Consider the following 13,619-nt stretch of genomic DNA (forward strand, 5'->3'; position numbering starts at 1 on the left):
ACGCCGAAATCGTTTGCAAGCTTTTTTTATTCCACGTCAAGCAAATCGTTACGGGAAGTGACACGTTGAATATGGATCGTCAAATATACCTTTTCATCAATGGACATGGCACTTTCAAACTTATCTTCAAGGTACTGATTGATCCGTTGTGTGCACTCAAAAGCCTTGCTATATTTGTCCTTCACCTGCTCATACAGAAAGTTATCTCCTGAAGCAAATTGCTCCTGTTCATTACTCAACATTCTCTGCACAAAGTATTGCAGATGGGTAATAAACCGGGAATAATTAAATGAATTTTCATCCAGGGCAATGTGGTAATGGTTGGTCACAATGTTGAAGATATCATCAATTACTTCAGTGATTTCAACGGTTTGTTTCATGCCTTGAGCATCTTGGCGTGCGTTTACAAAATGCATGGCAATAAAACTTGCCTCATGTTCATCCATTTGAATGCCAAATTGTTTCTGGATCAGTTCCACAGCGTTCATGCCAATCCCAAATTCCTTTTTGTAAAACTTCTTGATCTGCCACAAAAGGGAATTTTTCAGCCCGACGGATTTACGGTACCGGGTAATGGCAAACTGAATATGATCGATCAATGAAATATAGATATTATCACTAAAAATATCGCCCATTTCCTGTTTGGCATGGCCTACAATTTCGTCCGCTAACTTCAAATATTCAACCGACGTTTCCCCAATCAGATCAATGAGTTTTTGCGGTATTTTATCCGATTTCAGCACAAAGGTTTTTTCGATTTTATCCTCATCCACGGGCTGTCCATTTTTCTTTTTGAAGCCAAGACCGTTGCCAATGACAACAAATTCGTGACCAACCTGGTTCTCAGCCCGGATGACATTGTTGTTAAAAATCTGACGGATGATCATATATGTGTTTCACCTCAATTGGTCGTAATAATAACAAAAAACCCAAACTAAGGCTTAATAGACAGCCTTGGTTTGGGTATCGCCTGCTTACCAGTAACAATCCCGAAGAAGACGCAGCTTCCTCTTTCAATTATGTCCACTATACCGCTTTCATAACAGAATAACAATACAATGATTTATGGAAATGGACGTAAAGACGTGGATTTTTGGTATAATAAGAAATGCTGGAAGTGAATTAGATGGGCTGGGTTGCATGATAAGTTACCGAGGACGGTCATTTTTAAGCATATACAGGATTATTGGAGTGATAACATGAGCAATGCAAAAGGAAAAGGCGGCACCGGCCGTGGTACGGGTAAAAAAGGCTGGAACCGTTGGCAAGCCGCTGCTAACCGGGCGAAAAGTGCCCCGAAGCCTTATAAAAGTAAAGGCACAAAGAAGAAGGACGATACCGAAACTTCAAGTGGCAAGCCCGAGTAAGTATGGCTTGACGATGCCAGAGGAGAGAGCTGCCTGACTAACGGGTGGGTCTCTTTTTGCTTGAAAAGATAAAAAATTAAATTGACAGTATTGTAGATATGGTAATAATATAGAGCTTACGCAAATTAGATGGTAGTGCTACTATATAGAGAAAGGAGCATCAGCATGCCTGTTAATATGGATGAAAATCCACTTGGACTGATTCTGTCACGGACGTATCTGGCATACAAAAAAACAACAACCAGAAATCTGAGTGAACAGGATATTACGCCGGAACAATTTGCAGTTCTGAATGAATTGAGCAAGGCTGGAAGCCATATATCACAGAAAAAACTGGCTGAATTAACAGTGCGGGACCAGACAACTGTAGGCAAAATCATAGACAAGTTGATTCGCAAAGGTCTGGTGACAAGAGAAGAAGATCCACAGGACCGCAGAGCGGTTTTGCTTTGTTTAACGGCGGAAGGACTGGAAATGAATAACGTTCTGACACCTAAGTCAAAAAAGCAAGAGCAAGAGGCACTCGCCGATTGTTCCCCTGAAGAGCTTGAAGCATTTATGAATGTGATGAATCGGATCTACGAAAAGATGAAATAAATTTTTTTGGTCTAATATGTGCATGTGCATATATATGTAGTGCAATTATTTTAATTTTAACTAATGGGAGTCGTGAACGAATGAAAAGCTTCAAAGATTTTCTTAAAGTGCCACAGACAAAAATAGGGTTGGTTTTTGCATTGATTGTTCCACTGTTATTTGTTGTGATCTGGATGACGGGTTATCATCAAGCCACGGAGAGAGTGGATCAACTTCAAGTAGCGCTGGTGAACGAAGACGGGACACAGGGAACAGAGGTGCAGAAGCAGATTGAAACGCTCGCGCCTTTCCATGTCAATGTACTGGATTCTGCCCAGGAAGCCGAGAAACAGATGAATGCAGGTAACTATGCGATGGTTATTGTTATTCCGGAAGGATTCACTGACCGGATTGAAGGCGGTACAGAGACGAGTTTGTCCTTCTATATTAATCAGGGAAATGCTGATGTAGCCAAATCCATTGTGGAACACGCGGCGACTGGAATGACTGCACAAATGGGACAAGGGATTTTGGAGTCCAAGGTTCAAGTCACCCTTAACCAGGATAGTATCAACAACGATGAGTTGAGTGCAGCTATTGGACAAGCGATGGCAAAGATGAATGAAGGGCCTGTAAAGGCTGAAATTAATAAAACGAACAGTGTGAGTGATTTTGCTACATCGATGCTTCCCATGATTCTGGGTTTTATCACCTACATTGCTGCGATGACTATGAACATTCAGTTTAATATTACGTCGAATATGATGAAGCGTACCCATTCCAAATGGGAAATCTTCTGGGGACGGCAAGTGCTGTTATTGTGTATAGCAGTGATCGTTCCTCTAATAGTGGATACAGTTGCTCTTCTGTTCACGGATGTGGCGAGCTCCTTCGGCGCGTTGTATCTGTATCATGTGCTGGTGAGTCTGGCGTGTATCTGTTTTACACAGATGAGTTTTGCCCTGTTTGGCAATGCAGGCCCTCTATTTAATGTTGCGATGGTTCCACTCCAGTTGATGACAGCAGGAAATATCATTCCAGCCGAGATGCTGGCGCCATTCTACCGTTATATCGGTAACTTTCTGCCCGCTTCAAATGGGGTACAGGGATTTATGCGTTTGATCTATAGTGGAGAGGCAGTAGGTGGATACATGGTTCATCTTCTGTTGATCTCCATTATTACATGGGGAATTACGTTGCTGCGAGTTGGCATGCAAAAGAATAAGTTAGCTCGACCCATTACCGCAACCGTTACGACATCAACATAATAAGAGAAGAGAGAGTCTGAGGTGTAACAACGGTCCTATAGATACGATATATCGTATCTATAGGACCGTTGTTTTAGTTAATGAAGCTAATCAGCAAAGGTACTTTTTAACGGTTACGAAGCCAATATCTGTTTCAGAAAGTACAGTTATTACTTCATACGTACCTGTTATGATATGAAAGTTTAAGTGATGAGATTGAGTGCTAAACTAAGTTTACATAAAAGGCACAACAAATCTAGGAGGTAAACTTATATGCAAACGGTATTTACTGGAGAGAATATTCAATTCAGTTATAACAAAAAGAAACCAGTATTAAAACAATTGTCCTTATCGGTTGGGGATCGTCAGATTTACGGATTACTTGGTCCCAATGGGGCAGGGAAATCTACTCTAACCAGAGTTATGCTAGGGCTGGATAAACCTCAAAATGGAAAAATTCAGTGGTTTAATGAACATCTCAATGCAAGCACAAACAAACGAGTAGGATATGTTCCACAGGATTTGGCCTTGATTTATGATCTATCTGCTTATGAGAATGTATTGTTTTTCGGTAAACTGTACGGATTGAAGGGGGAGCGTCTGAAGAAACAGGTTCGTTTCGCCCTTGAGTTTGTTGGATTGTGGGAAGAACGCAAACAAAAACCTAAAAAATTCTCGGGTGGTATGAAAAGAAGACTCAATATTGCTTGTGGTATTGTCCACAACCCGGATGTCATTATACTGGATGAGCCAACGGTGGGTGTTGATCCGCAATCCCGTAATCGAATTTTGGATGCCATTATAGAGTTGAATCAACTTGGAACAACCGTTATCTATATTTCTCACTATATGGAGGAAGTTGAACGAATTTGCTCTCATGTCGGAATTATCGATGATGGACAATTGCTCTGCCAAGGTAAGCTCAATGATGTTATTCAGGAACATACAGACCAGGCCATTATCCGTCTGGAACTGCAACGTAAAAGTACAGCTTATACCAAGCAGCTTGAGGATTATGTTGTATTACTGGCAGAAGGGAACAATGTCGAGTTAGGAGTCCCTAAAAATGACGTGAATGCGATAAGTCAGATTAAAGAATCTTTTGGCGAAGATGTGAAAAGCTTTCAATATATCACTCCTAATTTGGAACAAGTGTTCTTCAAATTAACCAGAAAGAATTTGAGGGATTAGATCTATGTGGACAATATTTGCAACGAGTATGAAGCGTAAGCTTCAGAGTCCTGTCGTATTTGTCAATTACATCCTGTTGCCGCTTCTTTTGATTCTTATCCTGGGTAATGCACTGTCCGGTGTGTTCCAGACAGGGGATAAGGAAACGAAGTCTACCATTGTATCTCAGATTTCAACAGTTGTGGTCAATGAAGATAGTGGGGATGTAGGGAAAAATATTGTTTCATTCCTTAGTAGTAAAGACAATAAAGAGATGTTTGATATCAAGGTGGAGTCCAGTAGCACACAAGCGCTTAAAATGCTGGAGTCTGGTGAGGTAGAACAGTATATTTATTTGCCTAAAGATCTAACAAGTGAATATAAGGATAAGAAGAACGGGAACATCATGGTATATGGTAAGGATAATAATATTGAGAAAGTTAATATTACAGATCTGGCCCTATCAGCTTATGGTGATGGATACCTGGCAATGGAGATTGCAAGTGCCAACAATCCGAATATTGTATATTCACATGAGTATAGTAACATGTTGGCTGCACCGGGAACTACAACAGAGGCTTCCACTGAGAGTGGTTCCAATATTTCTGCGATGAGCTACTATGGAGTGACTATGCTAGTACTAATTCTTGTGTATGGTTTGGCTAATACTATGAACTTTGTGCAAGAAGAGTACAGTGAGGCACTAGGGGATCGTTACCTTGTTAGTCCCATTTCAAAAACAGCACTAATTATGGGACAGTTTTTAACGGGTTGTACGATATCTATTATGCAAGGCGCAGTCATTGTATTTTGTGCAAAGCTGTTCTTCAACGTCAGCTATGGAGACAACATGATGTTTGTATTTTTCATCATTATCGCAGGTTCGATTTTCTTTAACGCTCTAGGTTTGCTCTTGGGGGTTATTGGGCGCCGAATCAAGCAAGTGGATGGTGTAGTGACATTGTTGATTCCGGTTATGACATTTGTCGGTGGTGGATTCGTTAAACTGGATATGGGAGAACTCAGTTCCATAAGCATCAATGAAGTGTTTCAACGTCCAATGTTTGATTATATTGGGCAAGGCGTAATTGATTTGATGCCTGTGTTTACTGCCCTTATTGCTGCAATGGGTTTTGTTCTAATTGCAGTATACTCGCTCACAAGAAAGGAGGCACGATAAGATGCGGGTATTCGAACTTTATTTAAGACGGATTTTCAAGCGAAAGCTTACCTTTATCTTAATCTTGTTGTTGCCAGTTGTATTTACGTATTCCGTAGTAGCGCAATATGAGGAAGCAACCAAGGTCACACTTACGATGTATGTAGAAGATTCAGCTGTGAATTCTTATGTCACTGCTATGCTGAAGAAGCAGGATGTCACCATTACTCAAGCAGTATCAGCAGATGATGCTATTCATCATAGTACCAATCTGGGGATCGTATTTACTTCAAGTATTCAGGACATATTTAATGATCCGGATCTGCTAAAGGTAAACAGTTACGTGAATGAACAAAATTTCAATTCCAACTCGTTGGAGATTAAACTTAATAGCGTATTCTCTGTTCTAAAAACACTGGCCAAAAATGCCACCAGTGAAGAATCACTAACCGCAGGTATGAAAGAAACTGCAGCGACCAGCGCTCCAATCCAAGTGGAACAGAAGATTCTTGGAAACCCTAATGCAGTGGTGTTAACGAGTTCATTCAACATGATTGTATTTATCATTATGTTCCTTACAATGACCAATACATTGTTATTTCTTGGTGATAAGGTGCATACCACGACGCAGCGTTTATTACTGGCAGCCAGCAGTAAATTGAGCTACTACTTGCAGACCGTAAGTGTATTTGCAGTCATCGGTGTTGGACAATTTATACTAATGATTGCTCTTATGACTGGGGTTTTCCAAATTGATCTTTCTTTATCTGTCGGAGAACTTTTATTGCTCGTGTTAGCGTATGGGTTACTAAATATGATTGCAGCAGGTATCGGTTTACTGCTTATAAGTCGTACAACCAAGATGTCTACTGGGCGGTTGCTTATTACTGTAGTATCGCTTCCGCTAGCAATGTTGGGGGGGACACTCTGGCCAAGTTCAATTATGCCTGAAGGTATGCAAAAGATTGCAAGTGTACTGCCTACCCATTGGATCACGGAGTTGAACAATGAGATGTTTAGTGGATTTAAAGGTAATAGTAGCATGATTACAGTGCATATTATCAGTTTGTTCCTCTGTGCTGCGATTATTTTTGTGCTACTGACAAGAGTGAGAACGGAAGATATCTAGGCTCTTCCGTAGTATAAAACATAGCGGAACATCGTTTTCCCGGTAAATCCTCAAATGAAGGAGATACCGGGGATACACGATGGAGATAGGAGGAAGGATTATCTTGGCTATTCAGGTTGCGCAAACAATCGAACTATCCGATCTATCATCTCTACACGAAAAGATTCTGTATGCGGAGAAACATCGTAAGAATTATGATATATTTTTTTCCGTGAAATATGATCCTAAGTGGACAGCTTCTTATATAGCTGATGCTATTGAACGAGTAATGGAAGGCCATAAAAATTTGGGACTAACCATTATTAAGGAGGAGTCCCGGTATACTTTTTGTTCTAAGTTAAACGCTCCTAATTCATTTAGAAGTCATGCTCCTCTACAGAATACCAAGCTGAATGTTTTTGAGGGAGAAGGGCTGGCAAAATATTATATCAATGAAGCGGAATGCAGAATTGAATTTCTTATCCATCATTTGGTTTTTGATGGTGATTCAATGAATGAATTTTTTACTGCTTTGGAATATTCAGTGCTTAATGGAGAATTCTCTGTTCCTGCTGATCTGTATGATATGACGGAGAAGTCCCAAACGATTCGAGAAGAAGATTCATCCAAGATCCGTGACTATTTCGAATCATTTAAGACTCAATCCCTTTTCTCTGCTCAGGAGTATTTGGAAAATCCTATCTATGGTAAAGTCAAATTTCCATCAAATGTATGGGGAGCTATTGGATCATTGGCTCAAAAACTCCGGATTACCAAATTTGGTGTCATATTATATGCATTAGCTCTTGCAACGGAGCGTAGGCAATCCCGGTTCGGGATAGTTATATCTCGGCGGAATCATCAGACAGAGCAGAAACATATTGGTAATTTTACAGATGTTGTTCCTTACCCATTCCAATTGTCAGATAAGCTGAGTTATAAGGATAACGCTAAAGATCTTTTCAAAGATTTTTTTGTGGCTATTGAATCTTCAGGTGCATTAACTTATGAAGAATATATGAATCTCCTTGGCGCGATGGGTTTTGACTTGGTAGTCTCTTATACACGAATGTCAGATCCAATTGCCCATTCTGAAGTGTTCTCAGCATTTGTTCTGGGAGATTATCTGTACAAATATGATAACCATACACAATTTAATGAATATGAAGATGGTCTGTGTATGGAGTTTCGTTACGATAACACCTTAGTAAAGGGCATATGCGATCGTTTGGGAGAGATGATACTTGAGTTGGATAGTATTAATCTCGATGAGCAGTTAAGTGTTAGTGGGCAGGAAGTAAGTAGCGAGAAAGGTGAAGTTCAGCAAAAAAACAGCGCGACTACTATTGCTGGTAAAGCTCAACGGAGCTCGACACTTCAACTTCTTCTTGAGCGATATAACGATGAGGATAATCTACTGGATACGGATATCACTTCTTTCGAAATTGCTCAGATTATCACGGATGCCTACGAGTACTATGAAGTTGAATTGTCTTACCATGATATTTATACTTCCTCTACAATTGGAGAATTGAAACAGAAACTCAGTAAAAAGTCCATTGCAGAAAAGGAGGATGGGCCAGAATCGAATGATTCTAATCGTTATCATCTTCCGGGCTTCTTGAAAACCGTCTTTATTGATAGTTTTCGGTTCATAAATACGGATATGTACAATGTAAGTTATGCATTTCGTCTAACCTCTCAGGCAGCCAGTCATATGGAAAGGGTTAAGGAAGCTATTGAACAGGTTATTCAAGGAAATGATATTTTTTTCACTTCATTTGAAATGCAGGACGGTCAGTTTATGGCTTCAGTAATACCTGAGCGGCAGGTACATATTGAATTAGTGGATGTAGGAGCGTTATGCGAACTACAGCTAGAGCAGGAGACACTTCGTATACATCCGCACTCGAAATTATGGGACTTTAAACTTGTTCATTTGAAGTCGACAGGAGATATGTATCTGTACTTCAATATTCACCATTTACTTATTGACCATATGGGTATTCAGATCCTTAAAAAGCAGATAACAGAGTGTTATAACTACCGAAAACCTGTTTATTCGCAGTATGCTTCATTGGCAGAGGAGTACAGTAATGCTACGTCTATAGCCCTTCAGCAGTGGGAAAGTCTTCTTCCTTACAAACAATTCTATAACCCGGGTAAATCGTCTCTTGGGAGTGGATACTTTCATCAATATCACTGGAACCTGGATACAGGCACACAAAATTTCGAAGAGACAGAATTAAGGATACTTAAAGTAGTCCATTATTCATTATCCAGATATTTTGATTACGAAGAGGGTTATATTGGTGCTGTTTATCATGGGCGCGTTATAGCACGAACTAGTCAGGTAATTGGTTCATTTGCAAGAGTGTTACCCTTGTTCTTCTCTACTACGAATTCGGATATTCTGAAGAGAAGTCTATATATTGCAAGAATGAACCAAACGGTTTCTCTGATGGAGTTGAATCAAAATGGATTTAATCTAACCTATCCCCGTGTTGTTTTTCAAACGTTGCAAGAAGGGGATGAGCCTGAGGATTCATCTATATTTGATCAAACAATTGAATTTGACGGATTATCCAAGTTTCAAATTTTCGTTCAACTGCGTAGAGGTATCTCAAATTCCCAACTGAGTGTATATTTCGATCGTAACGTATATGACTCGGAAGAAGAAAGACGGATGGTTGTTATATTTGAGCAAGCTTTAAGGGAGTTTCAAGGAATTTCTATGGATATTGAAGGGGTGTTAACATCAGATGGAACTTCTTCAATCTAGTGAACTGACGTATATACAACGAAAAATGTATATCTGCAATAATTTGCCTGTGTATCGTCTGCCCTTCATTTATGAAATTCCAGAAAACGTTGATCTTAATGAAGTTTACACTGCTCTTTTGATTACATTACAGGAATGTCCAACATTGCAGACCCGTTATACTTATGATGCGGAGCGCCGAATGTTTAGACAGTTTTATCATCGTTTGGATGCAATTCAATTTGAGATTCCACATATCTCTTTAGATGAACATCCCGAAATATATCTGAAGCAAAGGAAGGAAATGATCGATCTCACAAAAGAATATCCATGGAGAACTCAATTCGCAGAGTATGAACAAAAGAGGTATTTGCTAATTGAATTTCACCATATCTGTATTGACGGATGGGGAATTAGAAATTTTGAATCTATGTTTATGGATCACCTAGAAGGACGATCACGGAATTCTCCATATAGTGACTTTGGCTTCTATCAACGAATTAATGAGTTACAAACCAATAGGTCTTCTTTTACTAAGGAAGAATTCTTAAGATTATTTGAACAAAATGTTCAGGTAACAACTAGAAATAGTCATTTAGGTCGTCTGATAAAACTCTTGAAACCTAAACAATTTAAACATATTGAGCAAATCTCAACAGCGTTGAAAGTAACCAAGAATTCAGTTTTTCAAGGATTATGGGAATCGGTATTAGAACAGACTTGCACAGGCAGCGTTTATGGAACCATAGGTAATTGGCGTATGAGTATGGGGGCATTTCATGAGATCGGTTGTTTTGTACAGATGCAGTCCCGAAAAATTGTAAGGGGACGTGACACTTTAACAACCATCAAACAAATATCCTTGGACAATCTCAATGCGTTCGCAAAGCGGGGCAAGGAACCACTAACACTATGTACTATTGATCACCCGGTTGTCTATTCCTACGAAGAAGACATGTTTAATTACTTTCGATATATTCCTGCGGATAACTTAAACAAATTTGAACTATATATCCGTGTTTTTCTAGTGAATGGTGAAGCACAGATCGAAATTGAATTTAATCCAAGCAAATACAGTGAAATGCAGGTTCGTTTTATGTTAGATCAAATCGATACAACGCTGGAAAGCTGTCTTGTCTAATAGGGGGATTTCTGATGAATGTATTAGAAGAATTAGAGTGGAGCTTCAATACGTATAAGGAGAAGACAGCAATTAAGGGGTCTTCAAAGACACTTACGTATGGTCAATTGGATAAGTTAACAGCCAAGGTAGCTTCATATTTAATTCGGCAAAAAATTGCCAATGAAGATGTAGTAACTATTGAGGCGGAGGATAAGTTGGAAGCGGTCATTCTTATGCTTGGAGTTGTCCGAGCGGGGGCTGCATATTGTGTCATCCCTCAAGATTATCCGGACTATCGCAAAAATAAAATGCGTACTAAAGTGAATGGCAAAGTCACACTTCATAGTCTTAATGAAATAGAGAAGAAAGAGAGTGCTCTTCAAAATGGGGTACAAGACGTATTGGGAGTAAAGCGTACTTCTCGCCAAGGAGACAGTCTTTTGTACATTATCTTCACTTCAGGATCAACTGGCGAGCCTAAGGCTGTAGCTATTCAGGATCGGTCCATTGAAAAAATTGTGAGGCAGAAGGAATTCTATCGGGGCAATGTAATTGGTCAATTTGCTCCTCTTGAATTCGATGCATCAGTCTACGAAATTTTTGGCGGGTTACTAAATGGAATGACACTTAGAATGGTGAGTAAGGACGACAGTCTTGACTTTGATATTATTCCAGAGATTTTGACAGAGATAGATACGGTATTCCTAACAACACGTTTGTTCAATCTGTATGTTGAAGAATGTGTGGAGGACCTTGGGAAGCTACAACTCATTTTAACGGGTGGTGAACGTGCTTCTATCAAACATCTGCATGAAGCGGCGCAATATTGTAACGTGTACAATATGTATGGCCCAACGGAGACAACAGTCTTTGCAACCCGATATAAGATAAAAGGGGATGAAACAGAAATTCCGATTGGGAAGATGTTTGACCAGGGGAATTATCTCATTCTGGATGAAAGTGGTATACCGGTGAGTCACGGGGAACAAGGGGAATTATTGTTATCTGACTCCGGATTGATGAGAGGATACATTGACAATGATCAAGCGAATCAAAAAGCGTTTGCGTACTGGGAGGGGCAACGCTATTATCGGACAGGCGATGTTGTTTATGAAGGTACAGATGGAGAATTGAGCTATATCGAGCGAATAGATCGGCAGGTTAAAGTCTCTGGATATCGAATCGAACTTGGCGAGATTGAACGATGTGCATACAACTATGGCCTGAATAAAGAATGTCTTGCTCATTTCGATGGTAAACGTCTGTACCTATTTGTAACGGATATGATCGAACTGGAACCATTCCGGCAGCATCTTCGCAATATACTTCCAGATTATATGATACCAACGGTTAAGGTGGTGGACAAAATCCCGATGAATAAGAATGGTAAAACAGACATGCAAGCAATGAACCAACATAAAGACCAGGAGTCCAACAGTATGAATAAGGTTGCAGAAGTCATTACAAGTGTACTCCAAATTGAGCTAATCATGAATAAGACCTTTCTGGAACTGGGTGGTGACTCTATTAAAGCAATGGAAGTCATCTGGAAACTAGGAGGAGAGGGTTATCCGATGGATCTGGATATGCTATTTACGCGCACCTTAGGAGAGATTGTGAATGATGCTAAAGCCGGCTAGTGATAGTGAGAAAAGAATTATTAATAGCAGTATACTAAATCCTACAGCTTATAATATTCCCATGATTGTGAAGTTTGGGAAAGGGCTCAATATTGCCAAAATGTATAATCTGCTGACAGTGTACTTTGAACATTATGATATTTTCCGGACTTCTTATCGAATTGGTTCTGACATCGAAAGATGGATCACGACAGCAGTACCTACAATCGAAATTTGCTCACAGTCTATTTTTGAACCCCAAGCAATGCTTGATTCTCATTTGATATCGGTTGAAGATAAAGAGTTAGTCAAAATTGTATTATGTAAGGTGGCGGATGAAACCAATGATTACCTTTTTGTTAATGTACATCATGCGTTACTTGATGGCTTAAGTATTAATCTATTTTTACAAGATGTAATTGCAGCATATCTCTCGGAAGAGCCATTGCTTTTCCGATGTAGTACTGTGAATGAACATACTGTTTCTAATCATAACTCACAGCGTGTTACAGTAAATTTCGGAGATTATGAAGGATTCAAGTCTCGGTTACTCAATAAACAAATTGAGCATGTGAACTACCGAAGTGAAACTATAAAACTGGGGAATATAGTCAAACATAAATACACCGATTTCTCTTTATGTCTTACTGCGTTTGCAATAAGTGTTGCTGGCTGGTTGAACCATAACTCCGTGTATCTGGCTTATCCGTATTTGGGTAGGAATCAGACCAATTTCAGAGCACTTGGAAACTTTGTTCAGCTAGTTCCTTTTCATAAGAGGCTTGAGCCACAGAATTATTCAAGCGTTGAGCTACTAACTGCAGAAGTTCAACAACAGATATTCAAGGATATGACAACGAATAGCCATTATGATGATGTGAGATATCGGGAGTCCATGAACTGTATGAACATATTTAGGGATATCATATTTGACTACAAGTCAGGAAGTCTGATCGAGACTACACTTAGTCATGAGCATGAAATAACACTCCATGAAATCGAGACATACCGCGATGAAAAATATGGTCTTCACTTTTCGATATATAAACATCTGAATGAACTTCATATAACAATGATATCTAGTGAATATAGTTCGGAAGATATGGAACAACTGTTATCTATATTTTGTCGTAATGTCCATGTAGTATACGCTGATACAGAAGTAGGGCTGGATCAAATTCTACGTTTGAAAGATGAAATTAAACCAGATAGGGATACCATTTCTCCAAGCGTTATCTTAAGTGAAGACAATTATGAAGTTATATTTAAAGAGGTATCCGGGATGGTGTGTACACTGCTGAATGAGCAGACTGTACACGCAGAAGAGAGCTTTTTTGATCTCGGTATGGATTCGACACTCTTGGTAAAGTTCAAAAAAAGAATACGCGAACAATTCAAAGTGAATCTGAAAATAAGTGATTTCTTTAATCACTATACTTCCGAAATGCTTACAAAAATAATTCTTGAACGATTATAAGGAGGACAACGT

11 protein-coding genes are annotated in these 13,619 nt (G+C 39.4%); 10 read left to right on the forward strand and 1 reads right to left on the reverse strand.

Annotation, left to right across the window (positions count from 1 at the left end):
* Positions 1 to 26 precede the first annotated feature (26 nt).
* On the reverse strand, positions 27 to 887 hold the full coding sequence (locus V6669_RS04310) for a PRD domain-containing protein (protein ID WP_338591009.1): 861 nt from the start codon (positions 885 to 887) through the stop codon (positions 27 to 29).
* A 312-nt stretch (positions 888 to 1,199) separates the two neighbouring features.
* On the opposite strand from V6669_RS04310, the gene V6669_RS04315 reads away from it, so the two are divergent.
* The 10 genes from V6669_RS04315 (at position 1,200) to V6669_RS04360 (ending at position 13,607) form a co-directional block, all read left to right on the forward strand.
* Positions 1,200 to 1,367: a DUF3934 family protein gene (locus V6669_RS04315; protein ID WP_074093608.1), complete on the forward strand. Its 168-nt coding sequence runs from the start codon at positions 1,200 to 1,202 to the stop codon at positions 1,365 to 1,367.
* A gap of 165 nt (positions 1,368 to 1,532) precedes the next feature.
* Positions 1,533 to 1,964: a MarR family transcriptional regulator gene (locus tag V6669_RS04320; RefSeq protein ID WP_074093609.1), complete on the forward strand. Its 432-nt coding sequence runs from the start codon at positions 1,533 to 1,535 to the stop codon at positions 1,962 to 1,964.
* Between the two features lie 80 nt (positions 1,965 to 2,044).
* The gene (locus V6669_RS04325) at positions 2,045 to 3,211 is read left to right on the forward strand and encodes an ABC transporter permease (RefSeq protein WP_338591015.1); all 1,167 of its coding nucleotides are present in this window, start codon (positions 2,045 to 2,047) and stop codon (positions 3,209 to 3,211) included.
* Positions 3,212 to 3,463: 252 nt separating this feature from the next.
* Entirely contained in the window at positions 3,464 to 4,381 is a 918-nt protein-coding gene (locus V6669_RS04330) for an ABC transporter ATP-binding protein (protein WP_076333361.1), read from the forward strand.
* Between the two features lie 4 nt (positions 4,382 to 4,385).
* On the forward strand, positions 4,386 to 5,540 hold the full coding sequence (locus tag V6669_RS04335; protein WP_338591019.1) for an ABC transporter permease: 1,155 nt from the start codon (positions 4,386 to 4,388) through the stop codon (positions 5,538 to 5,540).
* Between the two features lies 1 nt (position 5,541).
* Complete coding sequence (locus V6669_RS04340; RefSeq protein WP_338591021.1) at positions 5,542 to 6,648, forward strand: ABC transporter permease; 1,107 nt, start codon at positions 5,542 to 5,544, stop codon at positions 6,646 to 6,648.
* A 103-nt stretch (positions 6,649 to 6,751) separates the two neighbouring features.
* A complete protein-coding gene (locus V6669_RS04345; RefSeq protein ID WP_338591023.1) occupies positions 6,752 to 9,409 on the forward strand; it encodes a condensation domain-containing protein in 2,658 nt (885 codons plus the stop codon).
* Positions 9,390 to 10,529, forward strand: coding sequence for a condensation domain-containing protein (locus tag V6669_RS04350; protein WP_338591025.1), 1,140 nt, complete (start codon positions 9,390 to 9,392; stop codon positions 10,527 to 10,529). Before V6669_RS04345 ends, V6669_RS04350 begins: the two co-directional genes overlap by 20 nt.
* A gap of 14 nt (positions 10,530 to 10,543) precedes the next feature.
* The gene (locus V6669_RS04355) at positions 10,544 to 12,151 is read left to right on the forward strand and encodes a non-ribosomal peptide synthetase (protein WP_338591027.1); all 1,608 of its coding nucleotides are present in this window, start codon (positions 10,544 to 10,546) and stop codon (positions 12,149 to 12,151) included.
* A complete protein-coding gene (locus V6669_RS04360) occupies positions 12,132 to 13,607 on the forward strand; it encodes a condensation domain-containing protein (protein WP_338591029.1) in 1,476 nt (491 codons plus the stop codon). Before V6669_RS04355 ends, V6669_RS04360 begins: the two co-directional genes overlap by 20 nt.
* The last annotated feature ends 12 nt before the right edge of the window (positions 13,608 to 13,619 follow it).

It is taken from the genome of Paenibacillus sp. Y5S-9, from assembly GCF_036894235.1.
In the GTDB taxonomy this organism is placed as follows: domain Bacteria; phylum Bacillota; class Bacilli; order Paenibacillales; family Paenibacillaceae; genus Paenibacillus.

Bases quoted from the DNA above. Each gene is read 5' to 3' on its own strand.
- V6669_RS04310 (WP_338591009.1), bottom strand. From the start codon at position 887: ATGATCATCCGTCAGATTTTTAACAACAATGTCATCCGGGCTGAGAAC.
- V6669_RS04315 (WP_074093608.1), top strand. From the start codon at position 1,200: ATGAGCAATGCAAAAGGAAAAGGCGGCACCGGCCGTGGTACGGGTAAA.
- V6669_RS04320 (WP_074093609.1), top strand. From the start codon at position 1,533: ATGCCTGTTAATATGGATGAAAATCCACTTGGACTGATTCTGTCACGG.
- V6669_RS04325 (WP_338591015.1), top strand. From the start codon at position 2,045: ATGAAAAGCTTCAAAGATTTTCTTAAAGTGCCACAGACAAAAATAGGG.
- V6669_RS04330 (WP_076333361.1), top strand. From the start codon at position 3,464: ATGCAAACGGTATTTACTGGAGAGAATATTCAATTCAGTTATAACAAA.
- V6669_RS04335 (WP_338591019.1), top strand. From the start codon at position 4,386: ATGTGGACAATATTTGCAACGAGTATGAAGCGTAAGCTTCAGAGTCCT.
- V6669_RS04340 (WP_338591021.1), top strand. From the start codon at position 5,542: ATGCGGGTATTCGAACTTTATTTAAGACGGATTTTCAAGCGAAAGCTT.
- V6669_RS04350 (WP_338591025.1), top strand. From the start codon at position 9,390: ATGGAACTTCTTCAATCTAGTGAACTGACGTATATACAACGAAAAATG.
- V6669_RS04355 (WP_338591027.1), top strand. From the start codon at position 10,544: ATGAATGTATTAGAAGAATTAGAGTGGAGCTTCAATACGTATAAGGAG.
- V6669_RS04360 (WP_338591029.1), top strand. From the start codon at position 12,132: ATGATGCTAAAGCCGGCTAGTGATAGTGAGAAAAGAATTATTAATAGC.